This is a genomic window from Pseudarthrobacter sp. SL88, from assembly GCF_026672455.1.
Classification (GTDB): domain Bacteria; phylum Actinomycetota; class Actinomycetes; order Actinomycetales; family Micrococcaceae; genus Arthrobacter.
The window spans coordinates 2,612,909-2,639,359 of record NZ_JAPPRD010000001.1 but is presented as its reverse complement, the minus strand read 5'-3'; the positions used below and the strand labels follow the sequence as shown (position 1 = coordinate 2,639,359).

The 26,451-nt window shown below is 67.9% G+C and carries 18 protein-coding genes; 6 read left to right on the top strand and 12 right to left on the bottom strand.

All coding sequences use genetic code 11. The features are described 5' to 3' along the window. The first annotated feature begins 81 nt into the window (after nucleotides 1–81). Nucleotides 82–3,756 carry a transcription-repair coupling factor gene (gene mfd / locus OVA06_RS11945; protein WP_056081800.1) on the top strand — a complete coding sequence of 1,225 codons (3,675 nt, stop codon included), beginning with the start codon at nucleotides 82–84 and terminating at the stop codon, nucleotides 3,754–3,756. A gap of 3 nt (nucleotides 3,757–3,759) precedes the next feature. Next, nucleotides 3,760–4,578 carry a metal-dependent hydrolase gene (locus OVA06_RS11940; protein ID WP_200937841.1) on the top strand — a complete coding sequence of 273 codons (819 nt, stop codon included), beginning with the start codon at nucleotides 3,760–3,762 and terminating at the stop codon, nucleotides 4,576–4,578. Nucleotides 4,579–4,650: 72 nt separating this feature from the next. On the opposite strand, the gene OVA06_RS11935 is transcribed toward OVA06_RS11940, so the two are convergent. The 6 genes from OVA06_RS11935 to nirB all read right to left on the bottom strand — a co-directional run bounded on the left by OVA06_RS11935 (nucleotide 4,651) and on the right by nirB (nucleotide 11,806). Next, nucleotides 4,651–4,911: a hypothetical protein gene (locus OVA06_RS11935; protein WP_056081798.1), complete on the bottom strand. Its 261-nt coding sequence runs from the start codon at nucleotides 4,909–4,911 to the stop codon at nucleotides 4,651–4,653. 50 nt (nucleotides 4,912–4,961) lie between these two features. Further along, complete coding sequence (gene deoC, locus OVA06_RS11930; RefSeq protein WP_056081796.1) at nucleotides 4,962–5,678, bottom strand: deoxyribose-phosphate aldolase; 717 nt, start codon at nucleotides 5,676–5,678, stop codon at nucleotides 4,962–4,964. A gap of 113 nt (nucleotides 5,679–5,791) precedes the next feature. Beyond that, entirely contained in the window at nucleotides 5,792–6,706 is a 915-nt protein-coding gene (locus OVA06_RS11925) for an FAD-dependent oxidoreductase (protein ID WP_268158497.1), read from the bottom strand. A 236-nt stretch (nucleotides 6,707–6,942) separates the two neighbouring features. Then, nucleotides 6,943–8,106, bottom strand: coding sequence for a uroporphyrinogen-III synthase (locus OVA06_RS11920; RefSeq protein ID WP_056081793.1), 1,164 nt, complete (start codon nucleotides 8,104–8,106; stop codon nucleotides 6,943–6,945). 14 nt (nucleotides 8,107–8,120) lie between these two features. After that, the gene (gene cobA / locus OVA06_RS11915; RefSeq protein WP_056081791.1) at nucleotides 8,121–9,146 is read right to left on the bottom strand and encodes a uroporphyrinogen-III C-methyltransferase; all 1,026 of its coding nucleotides are present in this window, start codon (nucleotides 9,144–9,146) and stop codon (nucleotides 8,121–8,123) included. A gap of 2 nt (nucleotides 9,147–9,148) precedes the next feature. Further along, a complete protein-coding gene (gene nirB, locus OVA06_RS11910; RefSeq protein ID WP_268158494.1) occupies nucleotides 9,149–11,806 on the bottom strand; it encodes a nitrite reductase large subunit NirB in 2,658 nt (885 codons plus the stop codon). Between the two features lie 278 nt (nucleotides 11,807–12,084). Between nirB and nirD the strand changes: the two genes are divergently transcribed. Then, nucleotides 12,085–12,459 (top strand): nitrite reductase small subunit NirD, encoded by a 375-nt coding sequence (gene nirD, locus OVA06_RS11905; protein WP_056081785.1) that lies wholly within the window; start codon nucleotides 12,085–12,087, stop codon nucleotides 12,457–12,459. A gap of 59 nt (nucleotides 12,460–12,518) precedes the next feature. Here nirD and OVA06_RS11900 read toward each other — a convergent pair whose 3' ends face one another. Beyond that, nucleotides 12,519–14,270: a phospho-sugar mutase gene (locus OVA06_RS11900; RefSeq protein ID WP_268158492.1), complete on the bottom strand. Its 1,752-nt coding sequence runs from the start codon at nucleotides 14,268–14,270 to the stop codon at nucleotides 12,519–12,521. Between the two features lie 67 nt (nucleotides 14,271–14,337). Further along, entirely contained in the window at nucleotides 14,338–15,156 is an 819-nt protein-coding gene (locus tag OVA06_RS11895) for a purine-nucleoside phosphorylase (protein ID WP_268158490.1), read from the bottom strand. Nucleotides 15,157–15,262: 106 nt separating this feature from the next. Between OVA06_RS11895 and OVA06_RS11890 the strand changes: the two genes are divergently transcribed. Next, nucleotides 15,263–16,678 carry an NAD(P)H-quinone dehydrogenase gene (locus OVA06_RS11890; RefSeq protein WP_056081776.1) on the top strand — a complete coding sequence of 472 codons (1,416 nt, stop codon included), beginning with the start codon at nucleotides 15,263–15,265 and terminating at the stop codon, nucleotides 16,676–16,678. Between the two features lies 1 nt (nucleotide 16,679). Here OVA06_RS11890 and OVA06_RS11885 read toward each other — a convergent pair whose 3' ends face one another. Genes OVA06_RS11885 through OVA06_RS11875 form a run of 3 tightly spaced genes read right to left on the bottom strand, consistent with a single transcriptional unit; the run spans nucleotide 16,680 to nucleotide 21,930 of the window. Next, nucleotides 16,680–18,239, bottom strand: a complete 1,560-nt coding sequence (locus OVA06_RS11885) for an FAD-dependent oxidoreductase (RefSeq protein ID WP_268158488.1) — start codon at nucleotides 18,237–18,239, stop codon at nucleotides 16,680–16,682. Beyond that, nucleotides 18,236–20,452, bottom strand: coding sequence for a molybdopterin oxidoreductase family protein (locus OVA06_RS11880; RefSeq protein WP_268158486.1), 2,217 nt, complete (start codon nucleotides 20,450–20,452; stop codon nucleotides 18,236–18,238). Before OVA06_RS11880 ends, OVA06_RS11885 begins: the two co-directional genes overlap by 4 nt. Before the next feature lie 2 nt (nucleotides 20,453–20,454). Further along, the gene (locus OVA06_RS11875; protein ID WP_268158484.1) at nucleotides 20,455–21,930 is read right to left on the bottom strand and encodes an MFS transporter; all 1,476 of its coding nucleotides are present in this window, start codon (nucleotides 21,928–21,930) and stop codon (nucleotides 20,455–20,457) included. 276 nt (nucleotides 21,931–22,206) lie between these two features. Between OVA06_RS11875 and OVA06_RS11870 the strand changes: the two genes are divergently transcribed. Then, the gene (locus OVA06_RS11870; RefSeq protein WP_056081763.1) at nucleotides 22,207–23,619 is read left to right on the top strand and encodes an MFS transporter; all 1,413 of its coding nucleotides are present in this window, start codon (nucleotides 22,207–22,209) and stop codon (nucleotides 23,617–23,619) included. A gap of 530 nt (nucleotides 23,620–24,149) precedes the next feature. Further along, nucleotides 24,150–25,514: an HNH endonuclease gene (locus tag OVA06_RS11865; RefSeq protein WP_442793543.1), complete on the top strand. Its 1,365-nt coding sequence runs from the start codon at nucleotides 24,150–24,152 to the stop codon at nucleotides 25,512–25,514. A gap of 201 nt (nucleotides 25,515–25,715) precedes the next feature. On the opposite strand, the gene OVA06_RS11860 is transcribed toward OVA06_RS11865, so the two are convergent. After that, a complete protein-coding gene (locus OVA06_RS11860) occupies nucleotides 25,716–26,447 on the bottom strand; it encodes a glutamine amidotransferase (RefSeq protein ID WP_268158480.1) in 732 nt (243 codons plus the stop codon). Between the last annotated feature and the right edge of the window lie 4 nt (nucleotides 26,448–26,451).

The window sequence follows — 26,451 nt, the reverse complement described above, 5'->3', positions numbered from 1 at the left end:
TGGGGTTACCCGGGATTCGCAGCGAATTTCGGGTTTTCGCGTTGCCTGCGATCTTCCGTGAATACCCCAGGAGCAGCTGTCATGAGCCTTCCCGTTACCGCCACGCACGGCCCCACGCTCGATGGGCTGCGCCGTGCATTGGCCCCGGACCAGTCTTTCGCCCGCGTCCGGGCTGAGGCCGGACGCGGGTTCGCCGTCAGGGGACAGGACTACCAGATCAGCGCGCCCGCGGGTTTGCGGCCCGTGCTGCTCGCGGAGATGGCGGATGGCCTGGCGGCCGCTGCGGCAGGGCAGGACGGCGCGGCCGATCCCGGCGTGGTGCTTGCGGTCACCGCCACCGGCCGTGAGGCCGAGGACCTGGCGGCGGCGTTGCGTGCCTACCTCCCCGCGGACTCGGTGGCCGAGTTCCCCAGCTGGGAAACCCTCCCGCATGAGCGACTCTCGCCCCGATCGGATACGGTGGGCCGCCGGCTCTCGGTCCTGCGCCGGCTGGCCCATCCGGAAAGTTCGACGGCGGAGCGGCTGCGCGTGGTGGTGGCTCCCGTCCGCGCGGTGGTCCAGCCCGTGGTGGCCGGGCTGGGAGACCTGGCCCCGGTCACGTTGAAGGTGGGCCAGGATGTTCCCTTCACCGACGTGGTGCGGAGCCTTGCCGATGCCGCGTACGCCCGCGTGGACATGGTGACCCACCGCGGTGAGTTCGCGGTCCGCGGCGGCATCATCGACGTCTTCCCGCCCACTGAGGACCACCCCATCCGCGTGGAGTTCTTCGGTGACGAGGTAGACCAGATGCGCTGGTTCGCCGTGGCGGACCAGCGCTCGCTGTCCGCCCCCGGCATCCACCACCCCACGGAACTGCATGCACCGCCCTGCAGGGAAATCCTCATCACCGCGTCAGTGATGTCCCGGGCCGCGAAGTTGAAGGCTGAACTGCCCGCCGCCGCGGACATGCTGGAGAAGATCGCCGGCGGTATCGCCGTCGAAGGCATGGAATCCCTGGCGCCGGTGCTGGTGGACGCCATGGTGCCCTTCGTGGACCAGCTGCCGGCGGAGTCCATCGCCGTAGTCATCGAACCCGAGAAGGTGCGCACCCGGGCCCACGACCTTTCGGCCACTAACGAGGAATTCCTTGAGGCAGCGTGGTCCACGGCGTCCGACGGCGGTGCCGCGCCTTTGGATCTCAGCTCGCAGGCATCCGCCGCGCTGCATTCGGCGAGCTTCCGTTCGCTCGCGGAGACCCGCGGGTCAGCGCTGGGGCACGGCGTTTCCTGGTGGTCCATCACGTCGCTGGCGCAGGACGCGGAACTCCTTCCCGAGATCGACGTCCTGAACCTGCACGCGCGTGAACCGCGCGGCTACCAGGGCGACGTCGCGGAGATGATGGCCTTCATCGGCTCGCATGTCCGCGACCAGTGGCGGATCGTGGTGGCCACGGAAGGCCCCGGCCCGGCCCAGCGCCTGGCGGAACTCTTCCACGAAAATGACATCCCCTGTGCCCGCGTGGACAGCCTCGACCACGAGCCCCAGGCGGGCATCATCGAGGTGACCACTGCCGCCGTCGGCCGCGGCTTCGTCCTGGACGGGCTGAAACTGGGCCTGCTCACCGAAGCCGACCTGCTGGGCCGCACCTCCGCAGGGTCCACCAAGGACATGCGGCGCATGCCCTCCAAGCGGCGCAACGCCGTTGACCCGTTGCAGCTCGTGGCGGGGGACCACGTGGTCCACGAACAGCACGGCATCGGCCGGTTCGTGGAACTTCTGCAGCGCAAGGTGGCCGGCGGCAGCGACGGCGTCCGTGAATACCTGGTCCTTGAATATGCGCCGTCCAAGCGCGGTGCGCCGGGTGACCGGCTGTTCGTTCCCACGGACCAGCTGGACCAGGTGACCCGCTACGTGGGCGGCGACACTCCTGTCCTGAGCAAGATGGGCGGCGCGGACTGGGCCAGCACCAAGTCCAAGGCACGCAAGGCCGTCAAGGAGATCGCCGGTGAGCTGATCCGGCTGTACTCGGCCCGGATGGCCTCCCGCGGCCACGCCTTCGGCCCTGACACCCCCTGGCAGCGCGAGCTCGAGGAAGCCTTCCCGTACGTGGAGACGCCGGACCAGCTGACCACCATCAACGAGGTCAAAGCGGACATGGAGCGGGAAATCCCCATGGACCGCCTGGTGTCCGGCGACGTTGGCTACGGCAAGACCGAGATCGCCGTCCGTGCTGCGTTCAAGGCGGTGCAGGACGGCAAGCAGGTGGCCGTCCTGGTGCCCACCACGCTGCTGGCCCAGCAGCACTACGAGACGTTCACCGAGCGTTTCTCCGGCTTCCCCCTGCGGGTCAAACCGCTGTCCCGCTTCCAGTCCGCCAAGGAGTCCAAGGAGACCGCCGAGGGCGTGAAGAGCGGCGCGGTGGACGTGGTGATCGGCACGCACCGGCTGCTGTCCAAGGACTTTGAATTCAAGGACCTCGGCCTGGTGATCGTGGATGAGGAACAGCGGTTCGGTGTGGAGCACAAGGAAGCGCTGAAGAAAATGCGCACCAACGTCGACGTCCTGGCCATGAGCGCCACCCCCATTCCCCGTACCCTGGAGATGTCCCTGACCGGCATCCGGGAGACGTCCACCCTGGCCACTCCGCCGGAGGAGCGACACCCCGTGCTGACCTACGTCGGCCCGTACACGGACAAGCAGACCTCTGCCGCCATCCGCCGCGAGCTGATGCGCGAAGGCCAGGTGTTCCTGGTCCACAACCGGGTGTCCACCATCGAGCGGACCGCGGCCAAGATCCGTGAACTGGTGCCCGAGGCCCGGGTGGAAGTGGCGCACGGCAAGATGTCCGAGAGCCGCCTGGAACAGATCATCGTGGACTTCTGGGAACGCCGGTTCGACGTCCTGGTGTGCACCACCATCATTGAAACCGGCCTGGACATCTCCAACGCCAACACCCTGATCGTGGACGGCGCGGACAAGTACGGGCTGTCCCAGCTGCACCAGCTCCGCGGCCGCGTGGGCCGTGGCCGTGAGCGCGCCTACGCGTACTTCCTGTACCCGTCGGAGAAACCGCTGGGCGAGGTGGCGCTGGAACGGCTCAAGGCCGTGGCGGCGCACAACGAACTGGGCGCCGGCATGCAGCTGGCCATGAAGGACCTGGAGATCCGTGGCGCCGGAAACCTGCTGGGCGGTGAGCAATCGGGCCACATCCAGGGGGTGGGCTTCGACCTGTACATCCGGCTGGTGGGCGAGGCCGTGGCAGACTTCCGCGGCGAGGCCGAGGAAAAGGCCGCCGAGATGAAGATCGAGCTGCCGGTCAACGCGCACCTGCCGCACGACTACGTGCCCGGTGAGCGGCTCCGGCTGGAGGCATACCGCAAGCTGGCCGCAGCCCTCACCAACGAGGCCATTGACGAGGTCATGGCCGAGTTGGTGGACCGTTACGGCGAGCTGCCGCTGCCCGCACAGAACCTGGTGGAGGTGGCGCGCTTCCGGGTGGGGGCCCGGGAAGCAGGGCTGTCCGACGTCGCGCTGCAGGGTAACTTCATCAAGTTCGCGCCGGCATCGCTGCCCGAGTCCAAGGTGATGCGGCTGACCCGGATGTACCCGGGGTCCCAGTCCAAACCGGCACTTGACGCCATCCTCATCCCCAAGCCGAAGACAGCCCGGATCGGTGGCCGGGACCTCCAGGACGCCGAAATCCTGGAGTGGGCCAACGGAGTCATCCGCAACATCTTCTCCGACCAGCCGCTTTCTGTCGCCCCGTCAGCGGGCTAGGCCATGATGGGAGGTCACCACGCCGCGTCTGGAGCCGCGGCGTGGGTAGCTGTTGCGTCCACCGGCCCGTACACGCTGGGCTGGTACCCGCTGGACCCCACCGGGATCCTCATCGGCGGCATGGCCACGGCCGGCACCGCGCTGGTCTGCGACTGGGACCACCGGTCCAGCACCGTGGCCCACTCGCTGCCGCCGTTGTCCAATGCCATAGCCAGGGGCATCGAAACCGCCAGCGGGGGCCACCGGCAGGGCACCCACTCGGTCCTGGGCGCCGCCGGGTTTGTGCTCCTCGCGGGTGTGGCCGCCCAGGTGCAGATGGAAACCCCCTGGGGGTTGCTGTCCGTGGGAGCAGGACTGCTGTGCATGTTCCTGATCAACATCGCGGCCAAGGCCCTGAAGCTGTTTCCGAAGAGCGGGTTCATCTCCAACTGGATCTTCGCCCTGGTGATGGCCGGGCTGGTCACTGTGTATGCGCCGCACCAGTGGACCTGGCTGCCCATGTCCATGCTCATCGGCGTGGTGGTCCACATCGTGGGAGACCTCATCACCACCGGGGGAGTGCCGCTGCTGTGGCCGCTGGTGATCCGGCCGCCGAAACTGCTGCGGAAGGTGCCGCTGCTGCGGAACGTCTGGCGGCCCAACGGGGCGCTGTCACTGCCCCTGCTGGGCCGGGCGGGGTCCAAGCGCGAGTGGCTGGTGCTGATCCCCGTCAGCGCCTACGCCATGGTGGGACTGACGGTGGCGGGGTGGGCGATTGCCCAGAACCATTGGCCGCGGGTGGTGGCAGCTGCCACCGCCTGGATCGCCCCCTGGTTTTCCTGAGGGCGTTCTCACCGGCCTGGAACAGCAAAAGACCCCCGGACGGCGTCCGGAGGTCTTTGTGCGTGGGCAGGCTTAGTGTTCGCCGGCGGAGTCCGAGCGGCCGAGGATGGTCTGCGGAATCCAGAAGGCCAGGGCGAACAGGCCCAGGCAGACGGCCATGGGCCACGGGTTTCCAAGCGTCAAAAAGGACAGAGAGTACACGGCGCCGAGGAACAGGGCCATCATGATCACGAACACGACGATGGTGCCGGCAAGCTTGTTTTCGTTCTGGGGAGTGCGGACAGTGCCCGTGTTCGCTGTGCCCTCGTTGGACGCGTTGATCTTGCTGGACATTCGTTCCTCCTCGGCCCCGCGGGGCTTGATTGTGGCGCGCCCGGCGGCCGTCAGTACGCGGACGAACCCTGTTCACCCTTGACGATGGCAATTCCGGAGCTGGCGCCGATACGTGTTGCACCTGCAGCAATCATAGCCTGAGCGTCTGCCAGCGACCGCACTCCGCCCGAGGCCTTGACGCCCAGCTCGGGACCCACGGTCCTGCGCATGAGTGCCACATCCTCGGCCGTGGCGCCCCCTCCGTTGAAACCGGTGGAGGTCTTGACGAAATCGGCACCGGCCGTCACGGCTGCCTCGCAGGCGAGGACCTTCTGGTTGTCGGACAGAAGGGCGGTCTCGATGATCACCTTCAGGATGGCGCCGCTGGCGTGCACTGCCTCCGCCACGGAGGCGATGTCCTCGGCCAGGGCGCCCTTGTCCTCCGCGCGGGCGGCCGCAATATTGATGACCATATCCACTTCGTCGGCCCCGTCCAGCACCGCGCCGCGGGCTTCGAAGGTCTTCACGTCGGTGGGAGTGGCACCCAACGGGAAGCCCACCACGGAGCAGGTCAGGACGCCGGAGCCCTTCAGCGCCTTCTTGACGGTCTTGACCCAGACCGGGTTGACGCAGACGGACTTGAAACCGTACTCGGCGGCTTCGGCGCAGACCTTGAGGACGTCAGCCTCGGAGGCTTCCGGCTTCAGCAGCGTGTGGTCGATGTAGGAAGCAATGTTCCCGGCCGCAGCGGCAGCGGGTTGAACGGAAGGGGTGGCTTCGTTGCTCATGATGGTCCTCTCGGGGCATGCCCGGGCGTCGTGGGCCCGGCGCGTCCTTGACTCGCGTTTCGGGAACCATCTTGTCACAGGTGCACACGGTGCAACCCGCCCTTAGCCGGGGCTCAGGCGGCTGCCTGGAGGGACGGTACCAGTGACGGCACTGCAGCTGCTGTTTCCCTTGATGCCTCTGGCGAGTGCGCGGCTGCCGAGGCCGCCGTGAGCAGCTGCGTGGCGCAGGCCCCCGCAGCGGAAGCCGCCGCCACCAGCAGCCCCAGCCGTACGCCGTCGAACGCTGCCGCGTCCCCGATGGCCCAGATGCCGGGAACCGAGGTCCGGAAGTCCTGGCTGATGACGATGCCTCCGGTGGCGGCCGTCCGCAGGCCCGCGCTGGCGGCCAGGCCATCGCAGGACACGCGGTCCTCGGCCAGGACCACCAGGTCGCCGGACATGCTGCTGCCGTCCTCGAAGACCACGGCGGAGGCGGCCAGGCCAAAGGTTGAGGTCCCGGGCACGACGGCGGCCGGCCGGGCAGTGGTACGGACCGGGCGGACGCCCTTGGCACGCAGGACGGCCTCCGCCTGGCCTGCGGCCGCCCCGGTGCCCACCAGGATCCCGAGCGGACGGCGCCCCAGTTCCCGGGTGACTTCCTGCACTCGTTCCGCAATGCGTGTGGCGTCGTCGATGGTGGAGTAGCTCAGGCACTGTGCGGCGCCTTCGACGGGTGCGGCCACGGGTGCCGAACCGGTGGCGATGACCAGCTGGTCGTAGGCGAACTCCATGCCGTCAGCCGTGGCCACGGTGCGGTTATCGGCATCGATGTGGCTGGCCGGCTGTCCGAAGCGGACTGAGACCTGCGGCAGCAGGGCAAGCTCCAGCAGCTCCTCGGGGGCGTCGTCGCGGTTGCTCAGGACGGTGATGCTGCCGTCGAACCGGCCCTGGTCCAGCTGCCGGACCAGGGCGCGGGCAGCCGGACCTGCTCCGGCGATGACGATGCGGGTGGCGGCGGAGGTGGACGTGGTGGGTGCCGGAGCGGACATGTGCTGGCCCTTTCGCTGGCGGCCGGGAAACGGCCGGAAGTTCATGATGGAACCCAGCGTAGGCCTGCGCCTTTTCCGGCGTGTTTCCCGCCAGTTGCCGTTCAGGACCCCGGTGTTCGCCAGTATTTACCGGCCGGTAACAGAACCGGTGACGTGCATCTCATTGCGCCCGACTTGGACACATTCGGGCCGTTCGCCGCCGTTACACGCACGCCGGCCCCCGAAGGCAGTGACTGCTAGACCCGGATCCGGTAGCCCCGCTTGACCACGGTTTCGATGAGCTTGCCGTCGGGCAGCGAGGACCGGAGCCGGCTGACGGTCATGTCCAGTGCGTGCACCGAGCCGCGAAGTTCCAACAGGTCGGACAACGCTTCGCGGGAGAGGACCGCCCCGCCGGCGCCGAGCAGGGCGCGGAGCAGCAGCAGGGGAGCGGGCGCCAGTTCCACGGCCTGGCCGTCGATGCGAAGGCTGCGGCCGCGGAGCTCGATGTTCCCGGACCGGGTGTCCAGCCGGCGCACATGGTTCAGCGCCAGGTGCTCGCAGACCAGCCGGATCAGCGCGCCCATCCGGAAACGCTCCGGGATCAGCGGCTTTACCCCGGCGTCCAGCAGCGGCTGGGCGGTGACAGGGCCCACCACGGCGGTGGTCACGTTGGTCTTCAGGCTCTCGATGAGCTGCTTGTAGACGCCCATTTCGTGGGCGGTGCTCCACATGGCATCGACGGCGGGTGCGCTGGTGAACGTGAGGACATCGAGGTTTCCGCTGCAGGCGGCCTCGATGAGGCGGGGGAGCCGGTCGGCACCGTCCGGCTTGACCCAGCGGTAAGGGGTGACGGTCAGGACGGTGGCACCTGACATGCGCAGCCGTTCCAGCTGGCGGACGTCCGTGTAGCCGTGCAGCTGGACTGCAACGGTCTTGCCGCGAACCCCCTCCGCCAGCAGCATGTCCACCAGCGTTGCCGTGGTTTCGTCGCTGCTGATTCCGACGTCGGCGAGGCCGGCCGCGCGGACCGCGCCACGGGCCTTGGGGCCGCGGACGAACATCCGGCAGGCGCCCAGGGTTTCAAGCAGCTGGTCGCCGATGCCGAACGTGTCCGCCGCTTCGCACCAGCGGCGCATGCCGTAGGCGGTGGTGGCGATGCACAGATCCGGTTTGGCCGCGATGATGGTGCGGGTGTCTTCGATCAGGCGGAGGTCCTCCTGCACCGGGGCGATCTTCAGGGCCGGGGCGTGGATCACCTCGGCGCCGCGGCGCTCAAGGGCGTCGATCAGGTCCTGGGAGCGCCGGTGCGAGGTCACACCGATGCGGAAGCCCTCCAACGGTGATTCGGCCGCCTGGGCCTCTGCGGCGTCGGCCGCCCCGGTGGCGTCTGCCGTTTCGGCCGGTGCAAGTGCATTCATGGGGGTCAATCCTTTCACGAACCGAGCAGCGAGGCCGCCAGCCGGTCCAGGTCGGCTGCGGCCTCAGCGTGCCCGCGGTTGGCTTCCGCCACCCGCACCACCTCGCCGATCACCAGGACTGCCGGGTTGCTGCAGCCTGCAGCAGCCGAGGCGATGGTGCCGAGGTCGGCGATGGTAGTCCGCTGGCCGGGACGGTAACCCCGTTCCACCACCGCCATGGGCATATCGGCTCGCATGCCTGCCCGGCGGAGTCCTGCAGCCAGGTGGTGCAGCGTTCCGATGCCCATCAGCACCACGATGGTGCCGCCCAGGCCGGCAAGGTGATGATGCTCCTTCTCGGTGAGCGGGGCGTGCCCGGACACTACTGTGAACATGTGGCTCACGTTGCGGTGCGTGACGGGAATACCCGCCGCGGCAGGCACGGAGATGGCGCTGGTGACACCGGATACCACCTGGACCTTCAGCCCGGCAGCCACGCAGGCGGCAACTTCCTCGCCGCCGCGGCCGAACACGTACGGATCTCCGCCTTTGAGGCGGACCACGTTGTTGCCGGCCAGGGCGCTGTCCACCATGAGCTTTTCGATGTCGGACTGGCCCACCTTGTGGTGCCCGGGCTTCTTTCCCACATCCACCAGCTCGGCGCTGGTCAGGGCGGGCAGGTCCTGGCAGGGCGCCAGCCGGTCGTAGAACACCACGTCCGCGTCGCGCAGCGCCTTGACGGCGGCAACGGTCAGGAGCTCGGTGGTGCCGGGTCCGCCGCCCACCAGGGTCACATGCCCGGCGGCGCCTGCCGCAGGTTCCGTGGCGACCGGGACGCCGGCAGCGCGGTACTGCTGGAGCAGGGGCTCCCAGCCCGGCTGTCCGTCGTCGACCGCGGCCACCAGGAACGGCTTCTGCGGGAGCAGGGCGGTGCCGTGCGGGCCGGCCAGGCGGCGGACGACGGCGCCCGCGGCTTCGTAGCGCCGTACGGCCTGCCGCGCGGCGGAGTCCGTTCCGGTCACCAGGACCTCGCGGTCCGTGAGGTCGATGCTGAGCTGCATGGCTATGCCTCGTTTCCGACGGGTGCGGGCGTGCCGGGACGGACAGCGATGGAGGCTCCGAGGAGGACGGGCTGCTGGGCAGCTGCTGCCTTCTCTTCGGCCGTGGCGGGGCGCATCTGGCCACGCTCATCGGGGACGAAAGTGATCGAGTCGTCCTTCTGGTCCGGTGCGTTGACGAAGGAGCGGAACCGGCGCAGGCGCTCCGGGTCCTTCAGGGTGTCGGCCCACTCGTCGACGTAGGTGTCAACGTGCTTGGCCATGGCCGCCTCAAGATCCTCGGCGATGCCCAGGGTGTCCTTGACCACCACGTCCTCGACGTGCTTGATGCCGCCGTCGAGTTCCTCCTGCCAGCGCGCGGTGCGCTGCAGGCGGTCGGCGGTTCGGATGTAGTACATGAAGTAGCGGTCGATGTACTTGATCAGGGTTTCGTCGTCGAGGTCCTTGGCCAGCAGCTGGGCGTGCGCCGGGGTGGCACCGCCGTTGCCGCCGACGTAGAGGTTCCAGCCGTCCGCCGTGGCGATGACGCCCACGTCCTTGCCGCGGGCCTCAGCGCATTCGCGGGCGCAACCGGAGACGCCCATCTTGAGCTTGTGCGGGCTGCGGAGTCCGCGGTACCGCAGCTCCAGCTGGATGGCCATGGCCACGGAGTCCTGGACGCCGAAACGGCACCAGGTGGAACCGACGCAGGATTTCACCGTCCGCAGGCTCTTGCCGTACGCCTGCCCGGATTCGAAGCCGGCGTCCACCAGTTCCTTCCAGATTTCCGGCAGCTCCTCCAGCCGGGCGCCGAACATGTCGATCCGCTGGCCGCCGGTGATTTTGGTGTACAGGTTGTACTTCTCCGCCACGGCGGCGATCACGCCCAGCTTCTTGGGGGTGATCTCACCGCCGGCGATGCGGGGCACCACCGAGTAGGTGCCGTCCTTCTGCATGTTGGCCAGGGCGCGGTCGTTGGTGTCCTGCAGGGTGCCGCGGCCGGCGTCGAGGACGTAGGCGCTGTTCTGGCTGGCGAGGATGTTGGCGATGGTGGGCTTGCAGATGTCGCAGCCTTCGCCGGTGCCGTACTTGGCCATGATCTCTTCGAAAGAGGTCAGTTCCAGGACACGGATGGCATCGAAGAGTTCCTGGCGGGACAGTTCGATGTGTTCGCAGAGGGCCTTGGAAACCTCGACGCCGGACTTGGTCAGCTCGGTTTCCAGCAGCTTCTTCAGCATCGGTACACAGGAACCGCACTGGGTGCCGGCCCGGGTGCAGCCCTTCAGCTCGCCGAGTTCCTGGACGGGCGCGTTGCCCTCGCAGGCGCCGCAGCCGTTGATGGTGTCCCGGATGGTCCCGGCCGTGACGTTGTTGCAGGAGCACAGGGTGGCGTCGTCCGGAAGTTCGGTTTCCGGGGCGTCACCGCCGCCGGCTGCACTGAGGAACGCGCCCGGCTCGGCGGGGAGTTCGCGGCCCAGGAGCGGGCGCAGGCTCATGTACGGTGAGGCGTCGCCCACGAAGATGCCGCCCAGCAGGGTCTTGGCGTCATCGGTGGTAACGATCTTCTGGTACACGCCGCGGGCGGGGTCGGCGTAGACGATTTCCAGGGCGTGCTCGGTCTTCGCGAAGGCGTCGCCGAAGCTGGCCACATCCACCCCGGACAGCTTGAGCTTGGTGGCGGTGTCGAAACCGGGGAAGGTGGCGTCGCCGCCATGCAGCCGGTCCGCCACGATCTCGGCCATCGTGTTGGCGGGGGCCACCAGGCCCAGGCACATGCCGCCGTAGTTGGCTACTTCGCCGATGGCCCAGATGCCCGGGATTTCGGTGGCACAGTAGTCGTTGATGACCACGCCGCCGCGGGGGCCCAGGCTGAAGACCTGTTCTTCTCCCTCGGCGGCGCGGAAGAGTTCATCACGGGGACGGACGCCGATGGCGACGATGACGATGTCGGCGTCGACGATCCGGCCGTCGGCCATGAGGACGCCGGTGACCTGGCCGTCCCCATCGGAGAGTACCTCGGAAGGATAGACGCCGCCGTGGACTTCAAAGCCCTTGGCTTTGATGAGCCGGCCCATGGCCTGGCCAGCGCCTTCGTCCAGCTGGGTGGCCATCAGCCACTGCGATCCGTCGATGACGATGGGGGTCGCGCCCAGCTGCTCGGTCCCGGCAGCGGATTCCAGGCCCAGGAGGCCGCCGCCGATGGTGACGGCGTTGACCTTGCGGCCCAGCTTTACGGTGAGTTCCGCGATGGACTTGTTGATGGCCCAGACATCTTCAAGGGTCCGGTAAACGTGGGTGAGTTCGTTGCCGGGAATGGGAAGCCGTGCGGCGTTGGAGCCGGTGGCCACCACCAGTTCGTCGTACTCGAAAACGCTGCCGGCGGCGGTTTCCACCGACTTGGCTTCTGCGTTAATACGCACCACGCGCTCGCCGGTCCTCAGGTCCAGGGAGCCGTGGTCCCACATTGACGCGGTACCCAGCGTCAGGTCGACCCCGCCGTCGGTAAGGGCCTTGGACAGTGCCACCCGGTCGTAGGGGAGGTGGGCTTCCTCGGTAAGGACCGTGACATGCCAGTCATCGAGGCCGCGGGCATGCATGGCGTCCGCAAAACGGTGGGCCGCGGGGCCGCCGCCGGCGACGACGATGCGGCGCGGAGTCTCGGTGCTTGAAGTCTGTTCGGTCACTGTGGGCCTTTCGCATGGGCCGCAGACGGTGCTCCGCGGCTTTCTCTGTCGAGCAGTCCAACCAGACTAGGGAGGGGCAGTTTCGCTTCAGTTTCCCAATTGTTTCGTCAACTTAACTTCTGCATCACGAACGCATTTCCGGCCGGGTTAGGTCTCTTTTACGCCCCGGACACATTTGGCGCATGCCGCTGAAACACCCGGCGCCTAGCGTGGAACACGGCCGCTCAGGCTGCCACCACGTGAGATCAGGACAAGCAGCGCAGGGAGAGGAGCCGGACATGACGGCAACACTGGAACTCGGGACACTCGACGCCGAAGCAGCGGACACCGCGGCAGGCTGGCACCGTGTCTGCCGCCTTGAGGACCTCGAACCGGCATGGGGAGAAGCAGCCCTGGTAGGCGGCCGGCAGGTGGCACTTTTCCGCACCTTGGCTGGCGGCGTTTTCGCAGTGGCACAGCAGGACCCGGCCACGGGTTCGCACGTGATGGCCCGCGGAATCCTCGGATCCAAGGGCTCCCGCCCCACCATTGCCTCACCGCTGCACAAAGAGGTCTACGACCTGGAAACCGGAGAGTGCTTCAGCGCCCCCGGGTTGCGGATCGAGGCTTTTGGCACCCGGATCGTTGACGGCTTCGTCGAGGTTGAGCTGTAAACCGGGAGGACACGCGTATCACCCACAAGGGGTGCCCCAAAGGGCGCCCCTTCAGGGCGTTAAAGCCCCAGCGCCTCGCTGACGTCGCGGAGGACCTCGTCCAGCGCTGCCCGTGCTGCCTGGCGGGCTTCGGGAAGTTCCGCGGCGGATCCCACCTGGTGGATCACCTCGAGGTAGCACTTGAGCTTGGGTTCAGTGCCGCTGGGCCGGATGATGACGCGGGTGAGGTTGCGCGTGACGTACAGCAGGCCGTCGGTGGGCGGCAGGTGGTCGGAGCCGACGGAGAGGTCGGTGGAGACCTCAACTGCCGACGGGCCAAAGGACTCCGGCGGGGAAACCCGGAGCCGGTTCATCATGGCGTCCAGCAGGCCAAGGTCCGCCACCCTGATGCTCAGCTGGTCACTGGCGTGCAGGCCGTGCTGCAGGTAGAGCTCATCGAGCGTATCGAAGATGGTCTTGCCGTCGGCTTTGGCGGTGGCGGCCAGTTCGGCGATGAGGACTGCAGCGGAAATGCCGTCCTTGTCCTTGACCAGGTCCGGTGCCACACAATAGCCCAGGGCCTCCTCGTACCCGTAGACCAGGCCGGGCACGCGGGAAATCCACTTGAAGCCCGTCAGGGTTTCCTCGTGGGCGAATCCTGACGCCGCGGCGATGCGGGAGAGCAGCCGCGAGGACACAATCGAGTTGGCGAACACCCCTGGATTTTCCCCGTCAGGGGTTTCCGCGCCCGCGGCAGCATGCCGTGCGGCGACGTGCGCACCCAGGAGGGCGCCCACCTCATCGCCGCGGAGCATCCGCCACGTACCGGTGTCCGGGTCCTTGGCGGCCACGGCCGCACGGTCGGCATCCGGGTCGTTGGCCAGGACGATGTCCGCCTCGAGGCGATCGGCCGTTTCGAGGGCCAGGTCCAGCGCGCCGGGTTCCTCGGGGTTCGGGAAACTCACGGTGGGGAATTCCGGGTCCGGTTCGGCCTGCTCCTTGACCAGGGTGACATCCCCGAAACCTGCGGCGTTCAGCACCGCGAGCGCGGTCTCCCCGCCAACGCCGTGCATAGGGGTCAGCACGATCCGCAGGTCCCTCGCCGGGAAGAGGTCCGGAAGGGCGAGTCCCGCCGTCTCGGACCGGTACCCGGCCGCGAGCGATCCATCCAGCACCGTCCAGCCGTCCGCGGCCAGCTTGATGGTGTTCAAGGCGCCCACGGCGCTGATCCGGTCAGCGATTTCGGCGTCGTACGGTGCCACGATCTGGGCACCGTTGCCGTTTTCCGCCACGGCGTGGCGTCCCAAGTACACCTTGTAGCCGTTGTCCTGGGGCGGGTTGTGGCTTGCTGTGACCATGACGCCGCCGTCGCATTCCAAGGCGCGGACGGCGTAGGCGAGCAGGGGAGTGGGCAACGCCGCCGGCATCAGGAAGGTTTCGATCCCCGCCGCGGTGAAGATGGCCGCGGTTTCCGCTGCGAACACATCCGAGTTATGGCGGGCGTCATAGCCGACGACGGCGCGTGGCCGGGTTCCCGTGGATGCTTTCGCCACCGCGTCGGTGAGGAAGTCCGCCAGGCCGGCGGCCGCACGGCGCACCACCACGCGGTTCATCCGGTTGGGCCCGGGACCGAGGGCGGCCCGGAGCCCGGCGGTGCCGAACTGCAGCGTGCCGCGGAAGCTGTCCTGGAGTTCCTGCCGGGCCGCGGGGTCTCCTTCTACCGATGCCCGGATGAGTTCCAGGAGCGCAGCCGACGTTGCCGGATCCGGGTCTTGGGCTGCCCACTCGCGGGCATCGTTGAGCAGGCGAGCATCGGCATCGGAAGACGTCATGGGCCTAACGCTATCGTCATTGGCGCTGCCCGTGCGGCACCGCAGCCCCGGTGCCGCGCCCCCTGGATCAGAGTTTGGCGATGATTCCGGCAAGCAGGGCCGAAATCCTCGGACCCGCCGCCTGGCCGGATTCCAGCACTTCCTGGTGGCTGAGCGGCTGGGGGCTAATCCCGGCGGCCAGGTTGGTGACGAGCGAAATGCCGAACACTTCCATGCCGGCGTGGCGCCCGGCGATGGCCTCCAGCGCGGTGGACATGCCGATCAGGTCGGCACCGATGCGCTTTGCGTACTGGACTTCCGCGGGAGTCTCGTAGTGCGGGCCGGGGAACTGCGCGTAGACACCTTCGTCGAGGCTGGAATCCACCTCGCGGGCCAGCCCGCGGATCCGTGCGGAGTAAAGATCTGTCAGGTCCACGAACGTGGCGCCTTCCAGCGGCGAAGCGGCGGTGAGGTTGATGTGATCCTTGATGAGCACGGGGGTGCCCGGTGCCCAGTCCTCGTTGAGGCCGCCGCAGCCGTTCGTGAGGACCAGGGTACTGCAGCCGGCGGCGGCCGCGGTGCGGATCCCGTGAACCACGGCCCGCACGCCCTTGCCTTCGTAGTAGTGCGTCCGGGCGCCGAGGACCAGTGCACGCTTGCCTTCGGTGGTCAGGATCGACCGGATGGTTCCCACGTGCCCTTCGACGGCGGGTGCATGGAACCCGGGCACCTCTTCGGCCGACAGGGTGGCAGTGGTTTCCCCGATCAGGTCAGCGGCCCCGCCCCAGCCGGAACCGAGCACCAGGGCGACGTCGTGGGAGTCCACCCCGGCTTCCTCGGCAATGTAGTCGGCAGCAGCGCGCGCGGCGGCGAAAGGGTCCGTGTTCAGGAAGTCAGTTGTACTCACTGGTACAAGGTATCCTGCCGGTCCCGCTCCGCCCACCCTCTGGTCCGCACCCCCGAGAGACCGGTTTCTTTGGTGGTCAGGCGAGGATGCGGGAGAATAATCGTTTGTGACTACGCACCCAGATTTCAGTTCACCCCGGATCGCGATCCTGGGAGGTGGTCCAGGCGGATACGAAGCCGCTATCGTGGCCGCCTCGCTGGGGGCGCAGGTCACCATCATCGAGCGCGCAGGCCTGGGCGGATCCGCGGTCCTGACCGACGTCGTCCCCTCCAAGACCCTCATCGCCACGGCCGACCTGATGACCCGCGTTGCCGAAGCGGGGGAGCTTGGCGTGAAGTTCGACGTCGACGGCGGCGACTTCGTCCCCGTGATGAGGGCCGACCTCAAGCACATCAACGACCGCCTGCTCAACCTGGCCCGCAGCCAGTCCAAGGACATCCACGACGCCCTGGCCAGCCAGAACGTCAGGATCCTCGCAGGCTCCGGCCGGCTCCTGGACAACCACACCATCGAGGTCCTGACCGCGGAAGGCACCGAAACCATCGAGGCGGACACCATCCTGCTGGCCGTCGGCGCCCATCCGCGCGAACTGGCCACAGCCCGTCCCGACGGCGAACGCATCCTCAACTGGACCCAGCTGTACAACCTTGATGAACTGCCCGAGGAACTGATCGTGGTGGGCTCCGGCGTCACCGGTGCCGAGTTCGCCTCCGCCTACAACGGACTGGGCTCCAAGGTGACGCTGGTATCCAGCCGCGACAGGGTGCTCCCGGGCTCGGACGTTGACGCCGCCGTGGTCCTGGAGGAGGTCTTCGAACGCCGCGGTGTCCGCGTGCTGTCCCGCTCACGCGCTGAATCAGTGGAGCGGACGGACGACGGCGTGGTGGTCACCCTCAGTGACGGCACCAAGGTCACCGGCAGCCACTGCCTCCTGTGCCTTGGTTCCATCCCCAACACCGACGGCATCGGCCTCGAGGAAGCCGGCGTCGCCGTCAGCGAAAGCGGCCACATCAAGGTGGACGGTGTCTCCCGCACCAGCGCCCCGAACATCTACGCCGCCGGCGACTGCACCGGCGTCCTGCCACTGGCGTCCGTGGCGGCCATGCAGGGCCGGATCGCCGTTGCCCACTTCATGGGCGACGTCGTGACTCCGCTGAAGCTGCACCAGGTGGCCTCCAACATCTTCACTTCGCCGGAAATCGCCAACGTGGGTGTTTCGGAAGCCGACATCGACTCCGGAAAGTACCAGGGCGACGTCGTGAAGCTCTCAATGCGCAGCAACGCCCGCGCCAAGATGCGCAGCGCCCGTGATGGTTTCGTGAAGATCTTCGCGCGCAAGGGATCCGGGACTGTCATCGGCGGCGTAGTGGTTGGCCCGAACGCTTCGGAGCTGATCTTCCCCATCGCCATCGCCGTGAAGCAAAAGCTCCACGTCGACGACGTTGCCAGCACCTTCACGGTGTACCCGTCGCTGACCGGCTCCATTTCCGAAGCCGCCCGGCGCCTGCACGTCCACATGTAGGTCAGGGCAAGGCTGGGGAGAAGTGCTGCTCGATCAGGCCCTTGATGTCCTCGTGGCAGCCGCCGCAGCCGGTCCCCGCGCGGGTTGCCTTGGACACCTCGGCCACCGTGGCGCAGCCTTCAGCTACGGCGCCCTGGATGACCGCTCCGCTGACCCCGGCGCAGCGGCACACGGTTCCGGCAGGATCCGCTGGGCCGCTGCCCGGCAGCTGGTCCGGGCCGTCCAGCCGCAGCAGCAGCGACCGGTCCGCCGGCAGTTCCGCATTCCGTTCGAAGAGCCCCACCAGCTCTGCCGCGGTGCGGGGCATGCCCACCGCCACGAGTCCTTCCAGCACGCCGCCGCGCGTGGTCATCTTCACGTAGCGGCCATGCTCGGGATCCGCCCACTGGGCGATCTGCAGGCGGGGCCGGCCGTTGACGGCACCGGCGGTGAGCGCTTCCTCGTCCCAGGGGTCGGCGCCGTTGTCCCCGGCAACGGCCATGTTCAGGCCCCGCGCCTTGAGCACGATGATGCCCGGCTGTTCGGCCGGCAGTTCCGGCAGGAGTTCGGCGTCCTCGATCAGGCCCGCTGCCAGGAGCGTCAGGTATTCGGCCAGCCACTCGGCCTGGCGCCAGCCCGGCCCCACCAGCCCTGACGGGCCAGAAGCGGTGCGGCAGGCAGCGCAGCCGGGGTCCGGGCAGCGCACCTCGGCGCAGTCGCCGATCGCGAAGATGTGCGGTTCGTGGTGGGCGCGCAGCCGGTGGTCCACCAGGATGCCCGTGGCCGTGGAGAGGCCGCACCCCTCCGCCAGCTCGGTGCGGGGACGCACGCCGCACGAGATGACCAGGAGGTCGCCGTCGATCGCAGAACCGTCATCGAGCAGCAAAGCCGAAAAACCGCCGTCGGGCGCGTTGTGTTCCACGCCGGTGGAGCGCGCGTTGCCGGCCATCCGCACGCCGCACCGCCTCAGGCCTGCCGCCAGGACCGCGCCGCCGCCCTGGTCGATGGTGCGGCCCAGTGGGTGCGATCCGTTGTGGACCACGGTCACGGTGGCGCCTTCCTCAGCTGCTGCGAGCGCCGTTTCCAGGCCCAGGACGCCACCGCCGAGGACTACAACCCGCTTGCCGCCGTCCACGGCCTGCCGCAGGACGCCGGCGTCGCGGAGGTCCCGCAGCGCGGTGACGCCGGCGGGCAGGACCGGTGAGGCGGGGTCGGGATTGATTCCGGTGAGGTTGGGGATCACGGGCCGGGAACCGGTGGCGAACACCAGCCGGTCGTAGTGGACGGGCGTGCCGTCCGAGAGCAGGACCTGCTGGCGGGCGCGGTCCACGCGCCGGACGCGGGTGCCCAGCCGTACCTCCACACCGTCGGCAGCGAGGGCGCCGGCGTCCGAAAGAGCCAGGGCATCGGCAGTGGTGCGGCCAACCCCGAGGTCGGCCACCAGGACGCGGTTGTAGGCAGCTTCGGTCTCTTCACCCACCACGGTCAGTGCCACCTGGCCTGCGCGTACGGCGGGCAGCAGCTCATCAACCAGCCGGGCGGCCACCGGCCCGAATCCCACAATGACAATCTGCTCGCTCATGAGGCCTCCATCGTCTGAAGCACTTTGCTGGATACGGGCGCGGCCACCGGCCGGACCCACACCTTGTTGAATTTGAATTCGGGCATCCCGGAGATGGGGTCGGTGGCCGCCTCGGTGAGGCGGTTGGCGCTTTCCAGTTCGGGGAAGTGGAACGGCAGGAAGACCGTCTCGCTGCGGATGGCGGTGCTGAGTTCGGCCCGGCACACCACCTCGCCGCGTTCATTGGCCACGGACACGAATGATCCTTCGGTGACACCCATTGCGGCTGCCGCGGCCGGGTGGATCTGCATCCTCGCCTCAGGCTGCGCGGCCAGGAGCGCCGCGACCCGCCGCGTCTGGGCGCCGGACTGGTAGTGCTCCAGGAGGCGGCCGGTGATGAGGGTGAAGGGCTTGGCATCTGCAGCGTTCCCAGTTTCCGCAAGGGGGTTGCCAGCAGGCGTACGACGGCGGCGCGGCAGCACCGGGGTCATCACGGCTTTGCCGTCGGCGTGGGCGAAGCGCTCTTGGAAGAGCCGGGGGGTTCCGGTGCTGCCGGCGGGGTAGGGCCAGTAGGCGGCTTCCCCGCGGTCCAGCATGGCGTAGTCAATCCCGGAGTAGTCGGCCAGGCCGCCGGCGGAGGCCAGCCGCAGTTCCTCGAAGACGGTTTCGGGGTCCTCGCTGTACGTGGACGGTGCTTCGAGCCGTTCGGCGAGCCTGGCCATGATCCACAGCTCGCTGCGTGCTCCTGCAGGCGGTGTGAGGGCCCGGCGGCGGCGGAGGACCCGGCCCTCGAGGTTGGTCAGCGTACCGTCCTCCTCCGCCCACTGGAGGACGGGGAGGACCAGGTCTGCCATGGCTGCCGTCTCGGACATGAAGAAGTCGCAGACCATCAGGAAGTCCAGGCTGCGGATACCCTCGATAACGGCGTTGGCGTCCGGCGAGGCGACCGCAATGTTGGAGGCGTGGACGAAGAGGCAACGGACGCCGTCGGCCTTTCCCAGCGACTTCAGCAGTTGCACCGCGGGAAGGCCCGGGCCGGGGATGAGCTCCTCGGGAACGCCCCAGACGCCGGCCACGTGGGCGCGGGCGGCGGGGTCGGTGATCTTGCGGTAACCGGGCAGCTGGTCGGCTTTCTGCCCGTGTTCCCGGCCGCCCTGGCCGTTGCCCTGGCCGGTCAGGGTGCCGTAGCCGCTGCGGGCCGAACCCGGCAGGCCGAGCAAGAGGCTGAGGTTGATGGCGGCGGTGGCGGTGTCGGTGCCGTCGACGTGCTGCTCCACGCCGCGGCCGGTGAGGATGTAGCTGCCGCCCTTGCCGGCCCCGGCGGCAAGCCTGCGGGCTGTTTCCCGGATGAGGTCCGCCGGCACACCGGTGAGGGATTGGACCCGTTCGGGCCAGAAGGAGGCGACGCTGCGGGCTACGGCGCTGTAGCCCGAGGTGCGCTCGCGGATATAGGCGGTGTCCGCCAGGTTTTCGTGGATGACCACGTGGGAGAGGCCCAGCAGCAGGGTGAGGTCCGTGCCCGGGAGGGGCTGGAGGTGGAGGCCGCCACCGTCGGCCGTGAAATCTGCTGTGGCGGAACGGCGCGGATCCACCACGATCAGGCCGCCGGCGTCGCGGGCACCCTTGAGGTGCTGGACGAAGGGCGGCATGGTTTCCGCCACGTTGGATCCCAGCATCAGGATGGTGCTGGCCGTGTCCAGCGCTTCGAGCGGGAAGGGCAGGCCGCGGTCCACGCCGAAGGCGCGCATTCCGGCGGCGGCCGCGGAGGACATGCAGAAACGGCCGTTGTAGTCGATCCGCGAGGTGCCCAGGGCCAGCCTGGCGAACTTGCCCAGCTGGTACGCCTTTTCGTTGGTGAGGCCGCCGCCGCCAAAGACGCCGACGGCGTCTGGACCGTAGCGGGCGCGGGCGTCCTTCACCGCTGCCGCGGCGAGGTCCAGGGCCCGGTCCCAGGAGATGGGCCGGTGGACGCCGTCCGGGCCCTTGAGCAGGGGCTCGGTGATGCGTCCGGGATGGTTCAGGAGGTTTGCGGAGGTCCAGCCCTTGCGGCACAGGCCGCCACGGTTGGTGGGGAAGTCGCGCCCCTGGACCTCGAGCGGTGCAGCAGGTGCCGTGGTGAGGGCCACGGGGACCGGCCCCGGCTGTGCAGCCGGGGCCGGTCCTGTGGAGGACGTGAGCGTCATGGCGCACTGCAGGGCGCAGTAGGGGCAGTGCGTGTCGGCGCTTGTGGTCATGGTTAGACGTGTCCCATCGCGTTTCGGTTGGCGTTGCGGATGTAGCAGGCCCAGCAGACCACCAGCATCAGGGCGTAGGCCCCCACGAAGCCGTAGAAGGCCGGGGTGTAGGAGCCGCTGGCGGTGTTGGACGCGTTCAGTACCTGCGGGATGAGGAACCCGCCGTAGGCACCGATTGCGGAGATCAGGCCGAGGGCCGAGGAAGCCAGCCGCTGTGTAGCCACGGAGCTGGCCCCGCTGCGTGCTGCCCGGCTGTTGGTGGCGAAGATGACCGGAATCATCCGGTAGGTTGCACCGTTGCCAAAGCCGCTGGCGGTGAAGAGCATCAGGAACAGGACCAGGAAGAGCCAGAAGTTCTTCAGCGGCAGCGTCCAGATCATCGTCAGGGTGATCACGGCCATGGAAGCGAAGGCTGAAACGGTCATCCGGGCGCCGCCCATGCGGTCCGCCATGCGTCCGCCGTAAGGCCGGGCGAGCGAGCCCACCAGGGGGCCCAGGAAGGCGAGTGAGAGGGCTACGGTTCCCACGCCGATGGTGGAGAACTCGGGGAAGTAGTCCTTGATCAGCTTGGGGAACACACCGGCGAAGCCGATGAACGAGCCAAAGGTGCCGATGTACAGGAACGCCATGACCCACAGGTGCGGTTCCTTCAGCGCGGCAACGGATCCTGCCACGTCGCCCTTGGCGCTGGTGAGGTTGTTCATGTACTTGTAGGCACCGAATGCGGCCAGCAGGATGAACGGGACCCACATCAGGCCGGCCATGGGCAGGTTGACGGTGCCCGCAGCCAGAAGGGTGATCACAATGGGGACGGCGAGCTGCGCGACGGCGGCACCGAGGTTTCCGCCCGCGGCGTTCAGGCCCAGGGCCCAGCCCTTTTCGCGTGCCGGGTAGAAGAAGGTGATGTTGGCCATGGAGCTGGCGAAGTTACCGCCGCCGAAGCCGGCCAGGGCTGCCACCAGGAGCATCCCACCGAACGGCGTTTCCGGGTTTGAAACGCACAGCGCGAGCCCGATGGAGGGGATCAGGAGCAGCAGGGCCGAGACGATGGTCCAGTTCCGGCCGCCGAAACGGGGAACCATGAAGGTGTAGGGAATGCGAAGGGTGGCGCCCACCAGGCTGGGCATTGAGATCAGCCAGAAGATCTCGGACGTGGTGAAGGTGAATCCTGCGGCCGGGAGCTGGACCACCACGATGGACCACAGCTGCCAGACGACGAAGCCGAGGAACTCGGCGAAGATGGACCAGTTCAGGTTGCGGCGGGCGATGGAGCGGCCGGCAGTTTCCCACTGTTCCTTGTTCTCGGCGTCCCAGTTGGCGATCCAACGGCCGGGGCGGAATTCAAGGGCTGGAGCGGTTGCGGTGCGGGTAGTGCCGGGCTGTGCGCTGGCGGATGCTGCGGCTGATTCCGGGGACGACGCGTCATCAAGATCAACGGAATTGCCGGTGCCGGCATCTGCGGTGCGGTCAACAGTCACGGGTTACCTCCTTTGGGGGATGTTGTTCCTCAAAGGTAGGGACGGCGCGTTTCACGGACCGACGCCGGATGTTAACGGGCTGTGACATTTGCCTATCTGTGCCCGCCGGACGCCGTTAGGATGCGAAGGTGCCCAAAAAGTGAGACGCACAGCACAGGTCCAAATACTGGACCTTTCGTCCATTGACTGGACCAGCGGAACTAATATTGAACTCTAACTATTTCGCGCCGGGGCAACCCGTTGTATCCGGCCGGTTTCTCACGAAAGCGTTTACACATGTCTTCCACCGACACCTCCACGGTGCCCGGTTCACCCCAGCCGGTGAACTCCCGCGGCCGTGTGATCGTCGCCAGCCTGATCGGCACCACGGTCGAGTTCTATGATTTCTATGTCTACGCAACTGCGGCGGTCCTCGTCTTCCCGCAGCTGTTCTTCCCCGGCCAGAACGAGACCACCCAGCTCCTGAGCTCCTTCGCGGTTTTCGGCGTGGCTTTCGTCGCCCGCCCGCTGGGGTCCATCGTCTTCGGGCACTTCGGCGACAAGTTCGGCCGCAAGGGCACCCTGGTGGCCTCGCTGCTCACCATGGGAATCGCCACCTTCCTCATCGGCTGCCTGCCCACTGCGCTGGTACCGGGCTGGGAATTCTGGGCACCGGCGCTGCTGGTAGTCATGCGCTTTGCACAGGGCCTGGCCCTTGGCGGCGAATGGAGCGGGGCGGCCCTGCTGGCCACCGAGAACGCACCGGCCAACAAGCGCGCCATCTACGGCACGTTCCCGCAGCTCGGCGCTCCCATCGGCTTCATCATCGCCAACGTCATCTTCCTGGTGGCCAGCTACACGCTTACACCCGCTGCCTTCCAGGCCTGGGGCTGGCGTGTTCCGTTCCTGCTCAGCGCAGTCATGGTGATCATCGGCCTCTACGTGCGGCTGAAGCTGATCGAAACCCCGGCATTCACCAAGGTGATCGAGTCCAACGAGGTTGCCAAGCTGCCCCTGGGCCGCGTCTTCAAGACCAGCTGGCGCCAGCTGATCCTGGGTACCTTCATCATGCTCGCCACCTACGTGCTCTTCTACCTGATGACCACGTTCACTCTCACCTACGGCACCCGGGCCTCCAGCCTCGACGCGGCCAGGGCGGCCGCCGAGAAGGCCGGCAAGCCGATGACCGAAGCCGCTGCAGCTGCGTTCGTCCCGGGCCTGGGCTACACCCGCAACGATTTCCTCTGGATGCTGATTGCCGGCGTCGTGTTCTTCGGCATCTTCACGCTGGTCTCCGGTCCGCTTGCTGAGAAGTACGGCCGCCGGAAAATGCTGATCGGCGTCACCGCCGGGATCTTCGCCTTCGGCCTGCTCTTCGTGCCACTGTTCAGCGGCGGGTTCGTGGGCACCATGGCGCTGCTGATCCTGGGCTTTTCACTCATGGGCCTGACCTTCGGGCCGATGGGCGCGCTCTTGCCGGAGCTGTTCCCCACGAACGTCCGCTACACGGGATCGGCCATCAGCTACAACTTCTCCAGCATCCTGGGCGCTGCAGTTGCGCCGTTCATCGCCGTGGCGCTGTGGGAACTGGCGGACGGCAGCCCGGTGCTCGTGGGTGTCTACCTGACGTCCATGGCCGTGCTGACCCTCATCGCCCTATTCGTCAGCAAGGAAACCCGCGACCTTGACTACGAGAACAACGTAGCCTGACCCGCCAGCCTTGCAGGAATGCCCGGACAGTCCCCTGGACTGTCCGGGCATTCTCTTTTAAGCAGGGTATTCTCCGCTGGCGATTCGCCGCTCCGAGGTTGACTCGCCTTTGGACATGGACATGGACATGGACATGGACATGGACATGGACGTACGACGGCGGCGCCTCCTTGGGCGCCGCCGTTCTGCTGTGGCGGAGGTACTTGGCCCTCGTCATCAGCCGCCCCTTTCCCTGCTGCACGTGCCTGCCTTGAGATCGTCGGGAGGTTTCCACATAGGGCTTTGGGGCCGTCGGAAATGTCGGTGGGTGCTGGAAGACTTTGGTCATGGAGACGGTTGGCTCGGCGGAAGTGGAGACGGGGAACGCGGCTGCCCATGCTCCTTCGCCCGCGGGGCCCCGCGCGGCTGCCGCGCATGCCCCGATTGCCCGTGGTCCTTCCCTTGCCGGTCCCGGGGGTGGTGGTGCCCCGAGTGTTGCTGATGTGTTGAGGATGTTGGCGGTGGTGCCGGTTGCTGTTGATGGTGCGGGGATGATCGATCAGCTCCGGCAGTTGGAGGATGTGAAGGCTGTTGCGGCGGCGAGGCAGGCCGAGATCACCGTGGCTTTTGATGCTTCGCAGCGGCGGGAGCAGGCTGCTGCCGTTGTCCCGGCCGGGGAGCAGGGTGCCGGGGTCGGGGCGCAGGTGGCGCTGGCGCGGCGGGAATCCCCGGCCCGGGGCGGGCGGCTGCTGGGACTGGCGAAAACCCTGACCGGGATGCCCCACACCTTCGCCGCGTTCCGGTCCGGGCGGTTGAGTGAGTGGCGCACCACCCTGGTCGTGAAGGAAACCATCTGCCTCTCACCCGAGGACCGGGCGGGGGTGGATGCGGAACTCGCACCCGATACCGGCGTCTTCGATGGTGCCGGGGACCGGACCATCATCTCCGCGGTCAAGGCCGCCGCGTACCGGCGCGATCCTGCGTCCGTGGCCAAGCGGGCCGCCACAGCCGTGGGGGCAAGGACGGTCAGCCTGCGCCCGGCGCCGGACACCATGGCCCGCCTCACCGCGCTGCTGCCCGTCGCCCAGGGCGTCGCCGTCTACGCCGGCCTCACCAAAGAAGCCGACACCCTCCGCTCCTCCGGGGATGGCCGGTCGAAGGGCCACATCATCGCCGACACCCTCGTCGAACGGGCCACCGGGACCCCCGGCGGGATCAACGGGATTCAGGTCCAGCTCATCATGACCGACCGCACCCTCCTCCAGGCCGACACCGAACCCGCCAGACTTACCGGCTACGGCATCGTCCCCGCCCAATGGGCCCGCGAACTGATCACCGCAGACCAGCCAGGGTCCGGGATGCAGGTCTGGGTCCGGCGGCTCTACACCGCCCCCGGCAGCGGGGAGCTCGTCGGCTTGGACGCCAAGGCCAGGCTCTTCCCGGCAGGACTCAAACGCTTCCTCCAGATCCGCGACGACACCTGCCGCACCCCGTACTGCGACGCACCCATCCGCCACCACGACCACATCACCCCCTGGCACCACGGCGGCGGCACCACAGCCTCCAACGGCCAAGGACTCTGCGAAGCCTGCAACCACACCAAAGAAAGCCCCGGCTGGAGTTCAACACCCGTCCCAGTACCCTCAACGTTGCCGCTGCCGGACCCCACATGCTTCCCTGACGGACCACCCCGGGTCAGGCACGTCACGCGCCACACCGTAAAACTCCGAACCCCCACCGGCCACACGTACCACTCCACCGCACCACCACTCCCCGGGACGCCCTTCACCCACGCCAGCAGCCCAGGCAAACGCGCAGGGCCAGCACGAGCCCCCACGCGGGCACCCGCCAACCAGCCACCCCCACAACCATCCGTCCAAGTCCTCGGCCGCGTCATCCAAACCGGCGTTCCCTGACACAGGAACACACTGACTGAATTTCCAGGGCGAGCCAGGGATGTCGTCACAAGAGCCCAGGTGGCAGCAGGAGTTTGAACAAGCCATATGAATGGGATGCGATTGCCGGTGGTCCGCCCCTGCCCCAATGGTCGCTCCCGGCAGCCCGGCAGCCCGGCAGCCCGGCAGCCCGGCAGCCCGGCTGCCCGGCTGCCCGGCAGCTCAGGCGGCGTAACTCGTCACGAAGTTTCGCAGGATCTTCATCGGCTCCGTCACGGTGAACTTCCGGGCGTCAGCCATCAGGTCCTCGGCGGACTCCGGAGGAAAGTAGCCGGCGTTGCGGTAGATGTCGATGCGCGTTACCAGGCCCTCCGCATCGAGTTCGGGATGGAACTGGGTGGCGTAGAGGTTTGACCGGACCCGGAACATCTGCACGGGGCAGGCCGCGGACCCTGCCAGCAGAACCGCATGGGCGGGCAGCGAACTGCAGGCTTCCTTGTGGCCGGCAAACGCGGTGAACGCCTGTGGCATTCCTTGGAGCAATGGGTCCCGGAGGCCGGCATCGGTAAGGCCGATCTCCACGGCCGCGAGGGGTTCGCCGAACGTTCGGTCGATCACGGCGCCTTGGTGCCTGCCCAGCGTCCCGACCCCGTAACACGCCCCCAGGAACGGGAAATCGCGGGCCACCAGCTGGTCCAGCAGGCCCGACAGTTCCTGTTCCACCCTGTGCTGGACCAGGCTCTTGTCTTCCGGCGGATCGCTGGAGGTGAATGGACTGCCGCCCACGATCACGCCAGAGTATTCGGAGAGGTCCAGCTCTGGCAGGGGAGCCGACTCAAGCCGGATCCGTCGCAGCTCCCGCTCCTCCAGGCCGCCGTACCTCAGGTACGCGGCGAATTCATCATCGGCGGCGGCGTCCTCGGCTCGGGAAGCCAGGAGCAGGAAAGGCAACACCTGC

Coding starts and splice junctions, on each gene's coding strand:
- mfd (WP_056081800.1), top strand. CDS start 82: ATGAGCCTTCCCGTTACCGCCACGCACGGCCCCACGCTCGATGGGCTG.
- OVA06_RS11940 (WP_200937841.1), top strand. CDS start 3,760: ATGATGGGAGGTCACCACGCCGCGTCTGGAGCCGCGGCGTGGGTAGCT.
- OVA06_RS11935 (WP_056081798.1), bottom strand. CDS start 4,911: ATGTCCAGCAAGATCAACGCGTCCAACGAGGGCACAGCGAACACGGGC.
- deoC (WP_056081796.1), bottom strand. CDS start 5,678: ATGAGCAACGAAGCCACCCCTTCCGTTCAACCCGCTGCCGCTGCGGCC.
- OVA06_RS11925 (WP_268158497.1), bottom strand. CDS start 6,706: ATGTCCGCTCCGGCACCCACCACGTCCACCTCCGCCGCCACCCGCATC.
- OVA06_RS11920 (WP_056081793.1), bottom strand. CDS start 8,106: ATGAATGCACTTGCACCGGCCGAAACGGCAGACGCCACCGGGGCGGCC.
- cobA (WP_056081791.1), bottom strand. CDS start 9,146: ATGCAGCTCAGCATCGACCTCACGGACCGCGAGGTCCTGGTGACCGGA.
- nirD (WP_056081785.1), top strand. CDS start 12,085: ATGACGGCAACACTGGAACTCGGGACACTCGACGCCGAAGCAGCGGAC.
- OVA06_RS11900 (WP_268158492.1), bottom strand. CDS start 14,270: ATGACGTCTTCCGATGCCGATGCTCGCCTGCTCAACGATGCCCGCGAG.
- OVA06_RS11885 (WP_268158488.1), bottom strand. CDS start 18,239: ATGAGCGAGCAGATTGTCATTGTGGGATTCGGGCCGGTGGCCGCCCGG.
- OVA06_RS11880 (WP_268158486.1), bottom strand. CDS start 20,452: ATGACCACAAGCGCCGACACGCACTGCCCCTACTGCGCCCTGCAGTGC.
- OVA06_RS11870 (WP_056081763.1), top strand. CDS start 22,207: ATGTCTTCCACCGACACCTCCACGGTGCCCGGTTCACCCCAGCCGGTG.
- OVA06_RS11865 (WP_442793543.1), top strand. CDS start 24,150: ATGATCGATCAGCTCCGGCAGTTGGAGGATGTGAAGGCTGTTGCGGCG.